This is a genomic window from Bacillus sp. JKS001846, assembly GCF_900176455.1.
Lineage (GTDB): Bacteria > Bacillota > Bacilli > Bacillales > Bacillaceae_G > Bacillus_A > Bacillus_A cereus.
The window spans coordinates 2,441,109-2,459,333 of sequence record NZ_FWYG01000001.1 but is presented as its reverse complement, the minus strand read 5'-3'; the positions used below and the strand labels follow the sequence as shown (position 1 = coordinate 2,459,333).

Sequence of the window (18,225 nt, the reverse complement as noted above, 5' to 3'; positions counted from 1 at the left end):
AATATATATACAATAATTATTTAACCTCTAAACGAAACCAGTTATTCAATCCGTATACTAATGTAACTAAAGCTCCTATCATACCAAAAACAACAATATTTATACCAATTGACGAACCAAATAAAACAGCCATCATTGACACCATCAGTAATAGCATAGCAATACTATTTATCTTAATTTCTACTACATCGCCATCCTTTACTTTCTTTTCTTTACTTCCAAAAAAGAATTGTTTTACTTTAATATTCGCTTCATCTAATTCAAAAGGAAGCGTATATTCTTCGTTATTCTCAAGTTTCATTACTACTTCGTTATCTACCTTTACAGCAACTCTTGCTGCTCCTCCCATTACCCCTGTTGCTCTTATTACTTTAATACTCATGCTAAATCTCCTCTCCCCCTATGACTTCTCCATGTCATTCATTTTTGTAATTCTTCTCTTATGAAATCCTTGAATGTAAAACAAAAAATGTATTTGTATGACACCGAAATCTTTTACGCTATACACCCATTTCTCGTTAAACAAAATATTCCAACAGAAATTATAACAAGTTCCTACAAATTTTTTTGTCAAATTTTGTCGCGTTTACAAAAAAAGAGACTCTTACATATAGTAAAAGTCTTTTCTATCATTACCGTGGCTGTAACGTTAACATTTTCCCTTCTATTCCCGCTGTATTCAGTGTAGTCGTATGATAAATCATCTATTTGATCATGATACCAATCCCTTCTAAAAGGATAAAAATCCTCTTCCCCCTAATTCGCTTCTATTATGAAAGAACCTTTTGAAACATTGAAAAACCCCCTTCATTTTCCTACCAATGAAGGGGTTTTTCTTATCGTTCGCTATGCCAACTTTCATTATGCCCAAGATTTGAATCTGTCGCTACTTGCACATCATATAACATTTCACTAAAGAAGCGTTTATCTACTTCTTTTGGTACAATGCGTCTTTCATCATCAATCTCATCGTATTCATATGAACCACGATTCACTGTACCTGCTTTATAAAATTGAATGTCAAATACACATACATCTTCTTCATCTTCATAACCAATCGGTGCTCCGCTAAATGACAATTGCACTCCTAATCCGGTACGAGTATCTTCTTTGTAAAATGTATAATATACACCGCCATCTTGAACAGACCCACGGATCCATCCAAGCTTCGTCATCTTACCGAATAACGAACGACCATTTAGTAAAATACCGCCAAATCTCTCAATAGCACTCTCATCATTCTCTTTTACTACAAACACTGGACGCTCAATTTGTAGGAACGGCTGAACAATTCCCGCACTTTCTAATTGCTCTTTCCATAATTCCTTCTCCGCCTCAGGCAATTCTAACGGATGAACGAAACCAATAACAGTGCCAGATGAAAGTTCATAACTCTTCCCGTCAATTGTACAGAACACGCCACCTTCTGCATAACGGAATGCCTTCAGCAACTTCCCTTCCTTATACTCACCCCAAATGAGTGAAATAGAAAATTGCTTCATAATTGGATTATCCATAAATACAGACTTCCATGCATTATGTGACCAATAACGCTTTAATGAAAGTGCCGTTTCCAATCGTTGTTTTTGCATTGAAAGAGTATTTCGGAGTTCCTTCTTTAAAGAGGCTAATTCTTTTTTAGCCTCTTCAGCCTTTTCTACATCATCTTTTGCATCCGGCTTTGGAAGTGACTTCATACGTTTTCCTTCTTCTGTCTCTAATTCAATTTTTGACTCTGTAGTTAAAATGGCAGTAAAACTTCGATTCCCGAAATCAATTATTTTTTCACCATGTATAGTAAAGCCAAGGTCCGGCACCAATTGATCTTCCAGCTCTTCCTCTGTTATACCACGTGTTTTCGCAGCAAGACTTAGCGCTTCTTTTGCTGCATTACGTACTTGCTTATGTTTATATTTAAATGCTATTGCATGAATAGACATAAGTGCAAGCTTAGATGAAGACAAACCTAAAGCACGAACGGCATCCGCTGCTATCTTTCCTCTCATTTGAAGCACCCATTCATCAATTTGCTTTATAAGTATGTCGACCATTTTGTCGTCACTATACATTCCGTATAACGAAAGAATTCCACGTTTCTTCACATCTGCGTCTTGAGAAATCCATATTTGATATATTGTTTGCACATATTCTTTTAAGTCCTCTTCATTTAAAGCTCTACCAATTACTTCTGCTGTTTCTTTCTTCTCAATAACAGCATCTGAAATATACTGTTGTAAATAGGCTAACGGAATTGCAGCATCAGCAATTTCATCAGAGTCACGTAAACGGATTTGTGGCTCATCCCCAATCAATTGCAGAAGTGAATTTCTTGTTTGTTCAGTTAAAATACGTGCACATAGTTCTTCTATCTTTTCTTCCTCCGTTTGAAATAAAAACGAGAATTTTCCTGCGAAAGATTCATTTTTACTTTCTTGCAAAGCTTCCTGTACAAGTTTCGTATATTTTTCAAGCTTATACTCTATAAGTATTTTCATCACATTTTCACGAACAATTTTCTTTTTATTATGAAGTTCAACTGCTACATCTGCTGCAGCTTCTACATCTTTTGAAAGCAGTTTAACTACAGACTCACGCATTTTTTTAGATGAATCTCCTAAGCTTTTAATTAAAATTGGACGCATTTTAATCATGTTATCCTTTGCTAACTCTTCTAAAATATATGCTTTGGCCACAGCAGAATACTCATCAAATCGTTCAATGATGTACGCTTGTTCTTTTACAATTACACAAACAAGCGCTTCCTTCGCCTTATTTCGCTCTTCACTGTAGCATGCAGCTTCTTCAACTGCATAAGCGATAAGCTTTTCCTTACTTAATCCATACGAAAGCAGATCTTCTAATACTTGTTTCGGTTCTACTCCTCTGACAGAACATTCGTAAAGAAGTTCGTATAAATTAACACTATCTTCATCTCCAAACTGTAGTGTAAGTACAGCTTCCCTCTTCGCTACATCATCTATATCCCAAAGAAGCGCAACCTCTAACACCGGCATACCCCAATACATACTTCTATATTTCGGATTTTTAAGTATTTGCTCCATATCCTCAAGTGACAATTTCCCTAGTAAATAATCACGATATGTATCCCGCACTGTAGACAATTTTATTTGCAAAGCAGCAACAAAAAATTCTTCTCGCATTTTCCCTATATTTAGCTCATATCCTTTTTCAGCTAACGTGCGTGCGATGATGAGATAATTCATTTTACTTACATATTGCAAAGTACGTTGAATAAATTCAGGATCTTCCTCCAACATAAAGCATAGCAATTCATATTCATACGTCTTACAAAAATCCTCACTATTTAAATCATGTTGCCTTAGACGATGCGCAAAAAATCTTTCCTTAGAAATCCAAAACTGTGTACAAAAACTTTGAATTTCTTCATATGTTTCTCTATTTACACTACCAGTTTTTTTGTAGTTTTGAGACTGACCGAGAGTGTGACACATATAACGTGTTGCATAGTTTATAAAACCCCAAACATTTTTCTTCGCCAATATTTCAATATATCGCCTCGCAACATTCGAATATTTATGAACACAAAATAATAGCCGCCAAATATGTTCCGGTAAATTCCCACCTATAAATACTTCACTATCATCTTTACCTTTTAAATACCGTTTAACTGCTTCAACCTTTTCCTTTTCCCCTAGCAGTTTCAATATAAATTCTGTATGTTCTTCTAACCTCTCATTCAATAAAGAACTATATGTACGAAACTTTTCATAATCTACATCAAACATTACAAGAAGTAATGTTACTTGCTGGTTAGTTGGTAAAGTATGTAATTGTCCCTCTATATAGTTCGGATTCTCTCTTGTTAACTCTCTAAGAAAAACATCTGCTTCATTCACATAACTTGAAATACTGGATAAATATTTACATGCGATTGCTACAAGTTTGTCCAAAGGAAGTGCACTTTTTTCTAAATAAATCTTCATTTTAGAAAAACTGACATGCGCAAAACGGACTACAAGAACATTTAATAATTGCTCCTCGAGTATATGGTAAAATAATCGAAAAAAATCCGGATCTTGTTTATGCACTTTCCTAAAATCGTTTATAAATCGCTCCGCAAAATCGCTTCTTTTTTGATCACGAATTGTCGTTAGTTGAATATCTTTTAAAATCTCTTCTTCTTTTGTCTGTAAATATCGTTGTGATAATTGTTTCTGTTCTTCTGTCATATTAATATATTGAAACAACTCAGATGTACTAGTAGTCAAACTTTGTACCCCCCGCATCTTTTTATCTATTATAAAAATACCCTTATTTAATGGTAGTATAGCATAAATCTCACAAAAACGAACATACATTCTATGTTAAGTTAATGTAAATTAAAATACACTACTCAAAATACATTTCCTTCTCTCTAAACTTCCCATTACGCACTTCTCCCCACTAAAATCCTTTAATTTTTCACTACACCAATTCCTCAAAATCCCCCTCACATAAGCTAACGTTTTCTTATTATTTTCAAACGCAATTTTAAGTACCTCTAACACTTTCTCTCCAGAAAGTCTTTGTATCCAATTCTTCAATTCCTTCACAATATATGGGGATAAACTACTAATATTTTGTTCATAAAACTTATAAACTTCACTATTTGGAACGTCCTCTTCTATGGTTTCCACCTCTATCTCTTCCGCTTCTTCTTTCTCTTCAATAACTACTTGTGAACTACTATTATCCTCTTCTTTTGGCATACCAAAATGCTGCAATAATAATGGAATCTTGTATTCTTCTTCAAGGCATTTACGTAAAAATATATGTATGAACTCATTACTTTTTATAGTCTTTAACTCACGTAATACGCACTTCTCCACATTCGTATTTGAAATAGGGTTATAGTGTAACCAATTTATTATGAATACCTCTTTCGTTTCCGTATCATATAAAATCTTTCCATACTCAACAAACCTGTTTAGCAACTTCTCAACAGTCTCCATACTATAACCTGTTTCAAGCTCTGCCACACGCTTCGGTAATATGTAAATACCACATTGCTTTGTTTTCGTACCAGTTAACAAATATATGTAAAAATAACGCTCCTCTGGCGTTAAATCTAATATGAATTCATCTTGCCAAAAGTTCACCTGCACATTACGGTATACCGCCATATGTTTCCCTCCACTCTTTGCTAGTAAATAGGAAAATTTTAATCCTTCATTATAAAGATAGGCATACGGGAATGGTTTTGGCATTCGAATTACAATTTTTTTACTACTACAACGCCGGTTTCATTTTTTCGCGCTTGTTTTGTTCTTGTTTTTGTTTTTTCTTAGTGATTTATTACTTGGTAGGGGCTTATAAGGGGCTTGGAAGGGCATTCTACATTACAATCTATGAAATACAATTTGTTCTTCCTACTAAATAGGAGCTATTCCAAATTATTATTTTGGATAGCTCCTTTCAAATTCTTCTTATTTTTTACTTCTACCAATGTCAGCTTCTACATACCATTTATTCTGCTATTTGCGGACAGTACAACTCTCATTTCAAAATTCGGTGAATAAACTGCTCGATTGCAATGCGAGTGGCCCTCACTGATTAAAGTTTCCTTTTATTTTTGCATTGAATCTAACATCTTCACAATAAAGGCAGCTGCCTGACCACGAGTTGCTGTACCTCGGGGATCAAACTCATTATTTCCAATACCATTAACTACCTTTAGACTGTATAATCGTTGAACCGATTCTTTGTATGTTATTAAATGCTTATCTGTAAATGGTAATGCTACTAACTCACCTGTAATTCCTTTATATCGTAATGCTTTGTCAATCATAATAGATACTTCTTCACGAGTAATTGGTGAGTTAGGATCAAAAATCCCTTCACCACGACCATTAATAATTCCTACACTTGCACAACGTTTAATACCGTCATGAAGTGATGGATGTGCCTCATTAATATCTACAAATGACTTATTTCCCTCTGGTAGTTTAAGAGCATTCGAGATTAATTTCGCAAACTCCGCTCTCGTTACATTTCGATATGGCGCAAATACACCATTACCTTCGCCTTGCATAATACCTAGACTGTTTAATTTACGAATATGCCCTTCAAACCAGCCACCTGTAATATCATCTTTTGGTTTTTGTACTTCTTCCTTAGGCTTTTGTACTTCTTCCTTTGGTACATTGTAGTTAATTTTAATCCAGCTTGGGTCATAGAAAATCCATTCTCCATTACCTACTTTATACCAACCATTTTTAACCGCTAATACTTTGTAACGATCTCCGGTTGAAGCTTTACGTACAACACGATGTTCAATACCCGCATCACTACGTACATTGATGCCACTACCATTTACCACTAGTTCCATGCTAGGTTCAGCCGGATTATTTTCATTTGGATTAAATGAGTCATTTTTATCTTGTAAAGGCGTATCAATCTGCGCATTTATATTTGCATACCACTGAATTCCTTGTACGAAACCAGCCCAATTACCACGTGAAATTAAAATGTCAGGACATTTTTTCCCGCTCCATTGTTGATGCTTGTAAATATGATCTGCACCAATTCCTTCTTTGTTCATTAAATAACCTGCAAGTCGTTTTGCATTTTCTAAAGCTTTATTGTAATCACCATCTTGGTTAACCGCGATCTCGATACCGATAGACTCCCTGTTTCCTGATCCATCTCCATCTCCTGCATGCCAACCATTTTCGTTTGTTGGTAAGTGTTGATAAATTTGTTTATCGTCTACAGTAAAATGCCATGAAGCTGTTCGGAAAGTGCCTTCAGTTGCTTGCTTGTATAAATATTTCGCATGATTTTCAGCATTAGCACCAGCGGCTGTATTTGCGGTCTCATGAATTGTAATGTAACGTGCTTTCATCGGATTTGCAGGACGAATATCAGGATTTCCTGCTGGAACAATCCACTCCACAAATGGAACTCCTGCAAGTGTTCCATATTTCTTCGTACTCTGTGCACTATATTGAATACCTCTTGGCTTTGCAACAGGTTTCATTTGACGATCAGATCCATCATTTCGACCATCTACAGATTCAAATGCCTTTTCAATGTTTGAAATAGCTTCCTTTTCTGCTACTTGTCCCTTCTTAGCATTTTGCATTTTGTTTAATTCTTCTGTTTCATCATGTTTATGCTTATATTCTTCTAAAAGCATTTTTTCATTTTCAGATACTTCTGCTTCGTTAATTTGTACATGATTAGGAACTTCCAACTTGAAATTAGAATAATTTAATCCGCTCGTTCCGTGTTCTCCTTGGGCAATATTAAGTTGATCAGTTTGAGAGTTGTTTATCTCTTCTGCTGATGCTGATAAAGGTACGCTCCCTAAAATCACTAGACTTGTTGATAGTGCGATTACTTGTTGTTTGATTGTCTTATTCATTATTATAATAAATACATACACACTCCCACCGTGTATGTATCTCAACCTCCCTTTATTGTCACATTAATTTTTAAAAATATAAATCTACTATGTACTTCTATTATATTTTCTTTTTATTTATATATTTTAATTATTTTATCTTATACCCATTAAGAAAATATTTATATGTCATCCCTACAGATGAATTTCATCTAACATACTTTTTATAAAATTCGTCAACAAACATTATTTTACAACTAATTACAAATACCGTCAAAATAATCAATTTAAACTTAGACAAATAACTGGCATACAATTTCATAATAAGAGATCCTATACTATCGAAATACATCTATTACAAATTCCCTTTAACGTTTTCAACAATCTCATTTATCGTATTCCGATCAAACTTATCACTAATTTCATATGACTCACGATCTCCTACGAATTGCACGCCTACGATATCATTGCGATCCTTACCGTATTGCACTTCAATAATAGATCCACGCTCTATTTGCTTCCAAATGAGACCTGCTTCATCTTTATTATCTAAAATAATGCAGTCTTCAATATTTTCGTCAATCCCAATTAACTTATTATCATCCATATATCCAATCTCGTATTGTTGCCGTTCTTTCGCTTTGCCACTTACTAATATACCTTTGCTACCATATGAGTAATCCATATAGTCCTTTTTCTCCGTTTGTACCGCTTTCGGCTTTTGTGCTTCAGTTTTTTCAGCAGCCCCACAACCTGTAATAAGACTGATTGGGATAACCACTATTAATACTAATCTAGTAAATTTTTTTATCATTTGTAACCAACCTCATATATTTAATGCAAAACTCCATTTATTACTCTATTAAAGAATAACATGATACTAAGTAAACAGAACGAAAGATAACATATTATTTACATACTCGCACTTTAATGAAGGACCAGGCCATTTAAACCTAGTCCTACATAACTTTAACTTTGCTTCACATACTTAATTGTATTAAATGACGTCTCATTAAATAATTGCAAGTTTTCCCCATCATAATCTTGAACTTTATATGCTATTTTCTTTTTTTGAATTGTATCTTCTACACCGTCTACTAAACGTTTATTGAGATGTAAATAGATTGTAAAAGCTTCCTTATCATATTCCCAAGTTCCTTCAATATAATTCTTTTTATTTGGATACTCACCTTTACCATACGTTTCAAATGTCTTATCACCTTTTAAAATGAGTGACATATTGAAACCGTCTGTTCCTTGGAATCCCCAATTACCGATTAATTCCGTACCATCCTTCACATTCTTCATAACGTTATCTGTATTAATTCCAGCTTTCTTATCTAACTCTTTCAAATCTTTCATTGATACTGTACCGTCACCGATTTTAATATCCCCTTCAAGATCTTTGAATGCCTTAAGCCAGTAAATATCTCCTTCTTTCACTAGCTTTTCAGATTTCTCTATTAACTCTTTATCAGTCTTATCACCTTTTTCTCTTTTTTCTTTTCTGGTGAATACTTCATTTATTAAAGAAAAAGACTCTCTAAAATAACTAATTGCTTTTTCAAAATCTTTTTGTTGGTTTACATACTCTGTAGGGGGATCTATTGACTCAAATTTATCTAACACTTTATTTAATTCTTTCACACTATCTACTATATCTGATTTCTTTTTCTTACCGTCAAAAACCTCTCTTGTAATATTGTTATGCTCCGCAAACAACTTATCAAACTCTACCCCTAATTTATACACTTTATTAGGATAGTCTTCCTTTGAAACTTTTTCTTTCTTACTATTAGACTTCGATTCTTTTACTTTAGACTCTTCCGTTTTCTCCTGTTTAGAAGTGTTCGTTTTCTCAGAAACTCCACAACCAAATAACAACATGACCGGAACTGCTACCCCTAGTAGTTTCTTTGCATTCATGACTGATTTCTCCTTCTACTTGAATAGATTACTCTTGCTATACCCATCCTCTTTTTTTATCTTGTAATTAAAGTTACAATCGCAATAACTCCTAGAATCGGTCCCCAATATTCCATTTTTATAAAAAATAATGAGTGCTTTTTGTTAAACATAACTTTTTCACCAGTTTCGGCATCTATATAAACTTTCCCATCTGGCTTATTAATATATTTACCTAAATACCAAGACATAACCCCTGATATAATAAACATTACCGCCATTGGCCAACTATGGTCTTGAAAATATGTAGCGTCCCCCGTTATAGATCCAAAGATAGCCTTACCCAAAAGAGTATTAATAATTACAATAATTGCGACTAAAAAACCCCAACCAGACCAAATAATCATCTATTTCTCCTCCTAAAGCGTACAACTTTGTACTTTATGTTAATTTGAACTGCAAACGAAAATGTTTAAAAAACCGAATATTCAGACGTTAATAATTATATTTAGCTTACATTCGATTCTAACTTTAATGTCCTAAATGCAAATGAACCAGATATAATTTGTAAAATTGTCGGAATAAGTAAAAAGAATAATGACATAAATAACATAACTATAGGAATCACAATCATACAAACTCCATAAACTTTATTATTAACCTTGTTTACTAAACACGATAAAATGAACAATCCTATTTGAACCGTTAAAATAATAGAGTAATAAGCTAAAAGTTCGTAATCAACACCTTCCATAATATTAAACGCTACAACTATTAATATTATGGAAATAATAATTCCCAAAATGCCACCAATTAAACCTAATACGAATTCAGGTGTTCTTTTCAATTCAATCCCCCTTTTATGAACCACTAACAACTTGTATATTTTTCCCATTCACCATCATACCAAATATTCACTGGAAAAACTATACATACTTTTCATTCTTCCTTACCTTACAGTGACCTTCTTACCATTATAGATAGCTTGTAGCAGTCACAAAATCAAAACCTTCAAAATTACTAACCGGTTTCGATACTTTTAGAAAGTAGACATACCCCTTGAATACAATTAGTATTAACACATGAAATACGAAAGGCTTAAAAAGGCTTTCACATGAAGAAAGGAAGTTGCACAACTATGGATTTTAAAACAGTTATGCAAGAACTTGAATCTCTAGGTAAGGAACGAACGAAAAAAATATACATATCTAACGGTGCGCATGAGCCAGTATTCGGAGTAGCTACAGGTGCTATGAAACCAATCGCTAAAAAAATAAAATTAAATCAAGAGTTAGCTGAAGAGCTTTATGCCACAGGTAACTACGATGCTATGTACTTTGCAGGTATTATTGCCGATCCAAAAGCTATGAGTAAGTCTGATTTTGATCGCTGGATAGACGGGGCATATTTTTATATGCTATCTGATTATGTAGTGGCAGTAACTTTATCGGAGTCAAATATTGCACAAGATGTTGCTGATAAATGGATTGCAAGTGGGGACGAGCTTAAAATGTCTGCAGGCTGGAGTTGCTACTGTTGGCTTTTAGGAAATCGCAAAGACAATGAATTTTCCGAAAGTAAAATTTCCGATATGCTTGAAATGGTGAAAGATACAATTCATCATTCTCCAGAACGAACAAAATCCGCTATGAATAATTTCCTAAACACCGTGGCAATATCATATGTACCACTACATGAAAAAGCAGTCGAGATTGCAAAAGAAGTTGGTATAGTTGAAGTCAAACGTGATAATAAAAAAAGCAGTTTGCTAAATGCTACAGAGAGTATTCAGAAAGAACTTGATAGAGGAAGACTTGGTTTTAAGCGTAAGTATGTAAGGTGTTAAAAGTATGAAGGTGTCAATGTAGGAGAGATTGACACCTTTTTTGTGGACATTACTAGACTAACGGAGCTGCAAGTTAAAGGAAACCAATCATTCATCTCCCACTATACATCTCAAACTTCTTCTTTCAATTTATATACCCTATCTCTTTTCTCATCATCTTTGATAAAAATAAGTTTTCCTTCTGTAACAAAACCTTCTAATAGTAAACATACTTGTCCATATGCTTTAGGCTTATTCGTAGTGAATCTTTCATCGGGTATTTTACCCGATCGTATTAATCGTTCACATAGCTCAAGCGCACTTATTTCTTCAGAATCAATTAATTCTAAAATATCTTTTTGTAATGGTGATAAAGGGGCTGGTACCTTACATACCTCAGCTACCTCCACCTTTTCTTTTTCTTCTTCAAATAAATCTTCAAATGAAATTTGATTCATTACATCTGTTCCTTTCTAACAATTGATTTATATAACATGAATTGAATTCTATAGGTACGAAAACTTTAAATATTAGCCATTGTTATGTAGTGCTTACCTCGTTACATGAATTTCAAACTCATGTACATCATTTCATATAGTATATTTTGATTATACCAAATATACGTTCTGCCTTCTATTGTAGAATTTTTATAACAGAAATGAAAGTAATAGTGAACATTTTTCTTCTCTTTAGTTGTATAGAAAACTATGTAAAAAGTTTACATAATAAAATTATAGTGATCTGTTAAATTTCTACGCTAATACGCAAAAAAACACTCGTTGCCTTTAATTGACAATCAAGTGCTTTAAGTTCATATGTTTTTAAGTAGCATTAATTTTGTAAGTTTTGTAGTAACAGTATGACACCTTTTATACGTCATGACAACCACTACGTTAAAACTTACGAGTTTGTACGAGTTCGTTAGTTTAATATACATTCCATGTGTTCTATATTCATCACCCAGTAAAATGTCATCTCGCCTAAGCTCGTACTTCGTTTTCTGTTCTATCATTGCACATAATACTCTATGATGGTACAACCATCATGAGGTCTTTACTTTTATACAGCTTATTCTTTTTCTTTCCAATTCAAAAACAACTTCTTCATTTTCAAATATAATTTGAAAAAGTCATGCTAGTAACACTTATGAAGTTACTTCAAGCACTCTTGTCCTTCTGCAATACACCATAGACTTTTTAAAAACAATAACCTATTTTAAATAAAATGCTATTAGTTATTCATATAAATTCTCAATCTCAGTAAACCAAAAACATCCCTCTTCCATACACTTAGCGTCAATTCTTTTTAATTCTTCTTTTAACCAATTAATCACAGATTCTGGTATATCATTATCAATAAAGGCATCCTCACCATTTACCTCTATTGCCTTATCAATCATTTTTGAATACACTAATAAACATTCTGCAAATTGATTTATAGAAGAATTAATAAATACTTCTTTATAATTATCACTATTATTAAGAAACACTATATTTTCTTGTTTCTCAATTATACATATCGGATCGCCAGAACTAGTTGATCCCAGAAACCAATATTTTTGAAACTCTTCTGGCATATTAAATACATTTGTAATAGATCTTATTAAAGATTGTGACGAAGTAAACTCTAAATATGGTGGCGGAGTTTCTGGTAAACCTCCTATAGACAAAAACTCCTTCACATCATCCGAAAAATTTGTGCTCATTAAATCTTTGGAATTAAATTTAATTAGTGGACCATCTTTGTTAACATCCCATTTATCATTAAATTCCTCTGGTAGTATCATCTTCTCACCTTCTTAAATTATTTATAAAAGTTTCTAATCTAGTTGCAATTTCATCATCTATTCCAGTAATTCCCCATTCCTTTTCTACATTATGAATACCACCATATCCAGGATGCAAACTTTTTGGTAAAGCTACAGCTTGACCACCTTCTCCTATATGATGATGCCTCATTGGGTCTTTTATATACTCCTTATACTGCGAAAAATATTTTATAAATTGTTCATCAACAATTGGAACTCGACCTCTCTTTATCAAAGCCGTATTTTCTGCACTCCAAAACTCCGGATTACTTTTAAGTAATGTATTGAAGAACTTTTTTGCATTTCTCTCCCATCCTGCAGCATTAGTTCCTGAATTAGTTTTCCCTTTAAAGTTCATTTCAACTACAAGTCTAGGGTCAACTAAATACTCTTCATCATACTTTGTGAGGTCTCTACCTCTATATCCTCTAACCTTATCATATTTGCCATCATTACTCCATTTAGGAACAGTAAAGGTTTCCTCCTTATTACCCGTACCCTTAGCCACACTACCTACCTTACTAACTCCTGAACCACCACTACCCTTAGCAAATTGATAAGCGTCATCCTTAGCTGCCGTACTTGCCTTTGAAAACTTTCCGGCTACTTCTCCAACAGTTGAAGATTCTATATAAGGAAGCTTCATTCCTATTCCAGTATCCACCGTCCTAACTGCTACTGGAATAGGAGTATTTTTCATAGCATCTAATGCATTTTTTTAAGTCTTATTTTCCTTAAGCGATTGTACCACATTATTTCTACGCTAAAACGCAAAAAAGCACTTGTTGCCTTTAATTGACAATCAAGCGCTTTAAGTTCATATGTTTTTAAATAGCATAAATTTGTAAGTTTTGTAGTAAAAGTATGACACCTTTTGTATGTCATGACAACTACTATGTTAAAACTTACGAATTTGTACGAGTTCGTTAATTTAATATCCATTCCATGTCTTTATATTCGTCGCACAATAAAATGTCTTCTCGCCTAAGCTCGTACTTCATTTTCTATTCTATCATTGCACATAATACTCTATGATGGTACAACCATCATGAGGTCTTTACTTTTTAACAGCCTATTCTTTTTCGTTCTCATGCCTTACCTGGCTGCGTATACAATTTTAGTACCACATGCTTTATCACTCTAGTATATAACCTATAAATCCAGCAATAAATACTTAGACAGTTACTGTAGCTAATCGTGTTAGTTTCCTTCACTAAATCACAAACTATTCATCCCATTCCTCATATACAACTGACCCCATATGAATTAAATTTCCACTTATAAATTTAACTTCATCTATATCTCCATCGTACTCAAAATCATATAATCTAATAACAGAATCATAGATTTCTGGCAATTCTTCCCCGTAATGTTCCACAAATTGTGATAAAATTTCCGTTTCGTAAGAGGAACCACTTAAAAGGGTAGTCAACGATGTAGTGGAGTCCTCTATCAAGGTGCTCTCTAATAAATCTTGGTTATAATCAATAAAATCGAGATTAAAGTCTCTCATGAATTTAGATTGAGTTCTATCCCCAACTTCATCAAACTTAATCTCAACATATTCTTTTAGGCTTTGCTTAGTTCTAAAATTACCTATCCATAAAGACATTACGCCTGGATTTTCCATAATGAATCCCCCTATATACAAATTATAGTAACATCAATTATCTTAAGCCTTCAGGTAATGAATTTATTCCATCTTCCAATCTATAATGTGCTCAATTTTTTAATCTTCTTTTAAATGTACTATAATCTAGAGAACTATCAATAATTTTTAACAACTCATTATTTGCTGTAGTAGAACCTATATCACCATGTTTACTTATTGGATTAACAAAATGAACTTTTTTCACCCTTAATAAAACGATTAAATGGACAAAAAAATCCACAGTGTAAAAGTTTATCACTGTGGATTCTTACATTTATTTTTCTTGGTAATGCACCATATCATAAGGGTAGTACGAAGTATCTTTCAAAGTTGAGTCATCTAATTTTAAAATTTTTACGATTGCTCCACTTTCAAAACTCCAGTAACCACTATAAATGTCATTTTTATTTTCATGTGCATCGTACCCTGTTTCCGAATAAGTTCTCAAGAAACTTTCACTATAATAATTGGCTTTGAATTATCTCGACCGCTTTCTAGTTTAACATGCCCATCACTTGCTTTAGCCATTTCACTTTATTCTTTAAAAATCTTTCTCCTTCGCTCATAGAATCTAGTGAAATAGCACATACTATCTTAATTCTAATTTAAGTTGCTGTTTTAACAACTTCAATAATATCATGAAAATCTCGTGATAATTCTTCATTTCTACCATCTTTATACATGAAATATCCTTCCAATCCTCTATGAATAATAGCAAACATAGTAGGATGGAAATTTTTATCTGTGGAATTAATAAGAAACTGGCTAAATTGAACAGCAGACTCTAAAGAATAATTTAGTTTTTCGTTTAAAATCTGAATCATAGCACCTTGTATGTCAACAGGTTTAATATTTTTTTCGTGTCCTAATCCATTAAACATTCCAAAAAGGTATGCACCTAAGATTTGCTTTTCTTGTTCATCATTGATGTCTATTTTAATAACCTTATATATGGTAGTATTTATAATATTCATACATTCATTAAGGAAATCTTTATTTTCTTCCAAAAAACTTCACTCCTTATCATATAACTTTTATATTTCCTTTAGGATATTCTCCAGTCCACCCACATGGAATATAACCATTTATATATATTTCGTATAAACAATTATAAAATTCAGACTCGCATACTAAAGAATAACTTTTATATAGTGCGATATTCATTATATCAAATAAAATTTGACTTTTCATGTTTTCTAAAAGTTGTCCTTCACTAATCAGAACAGACAATTTCCCATCAACAATAGGAATAATTTCCTTTTTTATATCCATCGCTAAATTATTCCAATTTTTATTATACATTTCTTTATAATTCTTTGATAAATGTGAAGTAACATCTCCTATCTTATCTAAACAAAGGTTCTCCCACTTTAATTGATTAATACTTTTACTAGCCAATTTTAAAGTTGGTACTATCTCAAAATCAACTTCTAATTTTCTAGTGTGTGATAAAAAATCAATTCTACATAAAGACTGCACGACTTCATTTTCTAATCTCACTTTACTTCCTCCATCAAGGTTTTGGTTTTGGTAAATTAATTCTCCCCGGTATTCTAGGCACGAAATCATCAGCCAAAAGACCAGCATTTATTTGTTGCTTGATCGCTTCTGAAACTGCTTTGTTTACTTGTGCTTCTGATAACCCTACATTAATTAAAGAATCTCTCAATGCATTGTTATAGTCTGTTAAATTAGGCTTAAGCCCTGCTAGATCTCCATTTTTCCTGTAAATATTCCAAAAATCTTCTAAACTTTTATGAGCATTGTAATGGGGGCTATCTATATCTTTAAATATATTTCCTTCCAATTTTACAGAAAGTCCGTCATTTCTTGGAATATAGTCTCTAAAAGCAGCATCTTGATTCAAATGATGTGCTTGACCTGAAATTTCTTTATTTTTCCTCAGATTTTTGTATGAATCAATTAAGATATCATCGAATTCATTAGCCCCACTGGCTCCCTTACCAATATTACCAGTACCCTTAACCCCACCACTCTCCAAATTCGAGATCCTACTCTGAATACTCGCCTTTGAGGTATCATGGGCTCCTTGGAATTTCCCGCTATAGTTCGTTCCAGTTCTAGCGACACTTCCATCTGGCATTATTTCTACACCTTTAACGAATGGGGATACGGAGTCCGCACCTTTTGCTAATGTACTTTCAATTATATAATACTAGTAATTTTTGTTAGCCTGAATTCATAAAAAATAATTTCTAAAAATTTATAGCATTTCTATCTAATAAAAAGCACTCGTTGCCTTTAGTCGACAATCAAGTGCTCTAAATTCAAATAATATTTTCTAAGAGTTTAATTTATTGATTATATAAGACATACACGGAACCAATAGCAATTTTTCAACAATATTATTTTGAATTAATAATTGTATTAAACGGTGCTTGATTCAAATACCCTCTATTTTAAGCCCTAAAATCAGTTAATCAGTACTAGATATTTTCAATATATCCCCTAATTCGCCTAACAGTTCTATGTTTTTTAAAGCCAACTCAACAGGTATGTCTTTCATTAACACGAATGGTAATTGTTTTGATCCTTTTAATAAGTCAAACAATCCCTTTTTGATGATAAATACCTCTTGTATTTTCTTTAAATCCATAGCCCCTCCTACTGGTGGACTTACCAATATAAGATTACACAGTTTTTCCTTAAACACTTCCTGTTCTTCGTCCACACAGTCAATATCTATCGCTCCGTCATTTATCCACTGTATAAAATTCTCACTTACTGTGGTTGCATAATTCGGATCCATAATCCCCGAATCAACTTGTACTAACTCTGTTGCGTTTTCATTTGCAGTCATTAACAGTATTTTGCCTCCACCATTACTTCCTACAGCAACATAACCCTTTGCATATTCATGGACTTCATATGTTTTATTCATTTCATCTATTATATCCACTCCAAATATAACGACTCCATTATCGGACACAAAACCATTTGTATGCTTTAGTAATTGTTTATAAGCATTAGGGAGTATTAATCCCATTTCCTCTTCAATTTTTTTAATTTCATTTTCATCAACTGGAGAATATAATTCATAAGTCGACAATTTTTGAACATTTATCATTTAAATCCTCCTAATCCATCAAAATATCTATATGCTTCTCGCATTACTTTTTTTGCTACTTTTAAATCTACACCCGCTTCAATCATTTCTTTATAGCTAATATTAAATTCGTATATTATATCCGTACTAAAACCTTCATTCCTTCTTCTAGCTCTTTGAAGAGCGGATATTATAGCATGTGGTTCACCAGAGGTAGATTTGAGTAATATTGATGGTGCTTGTCGACTGCTATAATTATTACCGCTTGTTTTAGCCCATATCTTAGCCCATTCATCTTGTATTGCGTGATGCGCTTGTACCAATCCATCATTTTTTGTATTCTGAAAACCTAGAGCACGATTCTTATTTGGACTCATTTTTTTATACAAGTCAACATCTTCAACAATATAACCTCCATTTTTAAGTTGACTCCTAGAGGACCTTTGCGGAAATGCAATACCGGCCCTTTCATTAATATTAGCATGGAGCTGTTCAGAAGTTAATTTGCCATATTTCCCTCTCAAATATTCTAATCTGGATTCTCCTGTACCCTTAGTGCACTTATAAAATTATAATTCTCTTTTCACTTTTCATTCTAAAATCA

At 33.0% G+C, this 18,225-nt stretch carries 17 protein-coding genes and 2 pseudogenes; 1 reads left to right on the top strand and 18 read right to left on the bottom strand.

The features are described 5' to 3' along the window. Positions 1–16 precede the first annotated feature (16 nt). The 8 genes from B9A45_RS13320 to B9A45_RS13285 all read right to left on the bottom strand — a co-directional run bounded on the left by B9A45_RS13320 (position 17) and on the right by B9A45_RS13285 (position 10,118). Complete coding sequence (locus B9A45_RS13320; RefSeq protein ID WP_000025025.1) at positions 17–382, bottom strand: hypothetical protein; 366 nt, start codon at positions 380–382, stop codon at positions 17–19. 454 nt (positions 383–836) lie between these two features. Continuing rightward, complete coding sequence (locus tag B9A45_RS13315; RefSeq protein ID WP_084064123.1) at positions 837–4,250, bottom strand: DUF4132 domain-containing protein; 3,414 nt, start codon at positions 4,248–4,250, stop codon at positions 837–839. Between the two features lie 111 nt (positions 4,251–4,361). Next, positions 4,362–5,144 (bottom strand): DnaD domain-containing protein, encoded by a 783-nt coding sequence (locus tag B9A45_RS13310; RefSeq protein WP_000312089.1) that lies wholly within the window; start codon positions 5,142–5,144, stop codon positions 4,362–4,364. A gap of 443 nt (positions 5,145–5,587) precedes the next feature. Next, on the bottom strand, positions 5,588–7,387 hold the full coding sequence (locus tag B9A45_RS13305; protein ID WP_097919659.1) for an S-layer homology domain-containing protein: 1,800 nt from the start codon (positions 7,385–7,387) through the stop codon (positions 5,588–5,590). Between the two features lie 334 nt (positions 7,388–7,721). Further along, positions 7,722–8,180 carry a hypothetical protein gene (locus B9A45_RS13300; protein ID WP_000591634.1) on the bottom strand — a complete coding sequence of 153 codons (459 nt, stop codon included), beginning with the start codon at positions 8,178–8,180 and terminating at the stop codon, positions 7,722–7,724. Positions 8,181–8,335: 155 nt separating this feature from the next. Next, a complete protein-coding gene (locus tag B9A45_RS13295; RefSeq protein WP_000992211.1) occupies positions 8,336–9,292 on the bottom strand; it encodes a DUF3994 domain-containing protein in 957 nt (318 codons plus the stop codon). Positions 9,293–9,348: 56 nt separating this feature from the next. Continuing rightward, positions 9,349–9,678, bottom strand: coding sequence for a hypothetical protein (locus B9A45_RS13290; RefSeq protein ID WP_000587853.1), 330 nt, complete (start codon positions 9,676–9,678; stop codon positions 9,349–9,351). Positions 9,679–9,779: 101 nt separating this feature from the next. Next, positions 9,780–10,118, bottom strand: coding sequence for a DUF4064 domain-containing protein (locus B9A45_RS13285; protein ID WP_000831724.1), 339 nt, complete (start codon positions 10,116–10,118; stop codon positions 9,780–9,782). 291 nt (positions 10,119–10,409) lie between these two features. Here B9A45_RS13285 and B9A45_RS13280 point away from each other — a divergent pair, with 291 nt between their 5' ends. After that, positions 10,410–11,117: a DNA alkylation repair protein gene (locus B9A45_RS13280; RefSeq protein ID WP_084064122.1), complete on the top strand. Its 708-nt coding sequence runs from the start codon at positions 10,410–10,412 to the stop codon at positions 11,115–11,117. Between the two features lie 110 nt (positions 11,118–11,227). Here the strand turns inward: B9A45_RS13280 and B9A45_RS13275 are convergent, their stop codons facing one another. The 10 genes and pseudogenes from B9A45_RS13275 to B9A45_RS13215 form a co-directional block, all read right to left on the bottom strand. After that, positions 11,228–11,554, bottom strand: coding sequence for a DUF3895 domain-containing protein (locus B9A45_RS13275; protein ID WP_001071909.1), 327 nt, complete (start codon positions 11,552–11,554; stop codon positions 11,228–11,230). 776 nt (positions 11,555–12,330) lie between these two features. Continuing rightward, positions 12,331–12,882: an SUKH-4 family immunity protein gene (locus tag B9A45_RS13265; protein ID WP_074625237.1), complete on the bottom strand. Its 552-nt coding sequence runs from the start codon at positions 12,880–12,882 to the stop codon at positions 12,331–12,333. 4 nt (positions 12,883–12,886) lie between these two features. Continuing rightward, a pseudogene (locus tag B9A45_RS32670) lies at positions 12,887–13,657 on the bottom strand (hypothetical protein); the annotation flags it as partial. A 471-nt stretch (positions 13,658–14,128) separates the two neighbouring features. Further along, positions 14,129–14,533, bottom strand: coding sequence for an immunity 22 family protein (locus tag B9A45_RS13250; protein WP_000431157.1), 405 nt, complete (start codon positions 14,531–14,533; stop codon positions 14,129–14,131). Between the two features lie 295 nt (positions 14,534–14,828). Next, positions 14,829–14,993, bottom strand: a pseudogene (locus B9A45_RS13240) (PoNe immunity protein domain-containing protein); the annotation flags it as partial. A 166-nt stretch (positions 14,994–15,159) separates the two neighbouring features. Then, positions 15,160–15,561: an Imm48 family immunity protein gene (gene imm48 / locus B9A45_RS13235; protein ID WP_084064120.1), complete on the bottom strand. Its 402-nt coding sequence runs from the start codon at positions 15,559–15,561 to the stop codon at positions 15,160–15,162. Between the two features lie 16 nt (positions 15,562–15,577). Continuing rightward, on the bottom strand, positions 15,578–16,054 hold the full coding sequence (locus B9A45_RS13230; RefSeq protein WP_084064119.1) for a hypothetical protein: 477 nt from the start codon (positions 16,052–16,054) through the stop codon (positions 15,578–15,580). 13 nt (positions 16,055–16,067) lie between these two features. Next, entirely contained in the window at positions 16,068–16,721 is a 654-nt protein-coding gene (locus tag B9A45_RS32480) for a type IV secretion protein Rhs (protein WP_254905752.1), read from the bottom strand. A 270-nt stretch (positions 16,722–16,991) separates the two neighbouring features. Continuing rightward, entirely contained in the window at positions 16,992–17,642 is a 651-nt protein-coding gene (locus tag B9A45_RS13220) for an SMI1/KNR4 family protein (RefSeq protein WP_000611385.1), read from the bottom strand. Then, a complete protein-coding gene (locus tag B9A45_RS13215; protein ID WP_084064118.1) occupies positions 17,639–18,145 on the bottom strand; it encodes a hypothetical protein in 507 nt (168 codons plus the stop codon). Before B9A45_RS13215 ends, B9A45_RS13220 begins: the two co-directional genes overlap by 4 nt. Between the last annotated feature and the right edge of the window lie 80 nt (positions 18,146–18,225).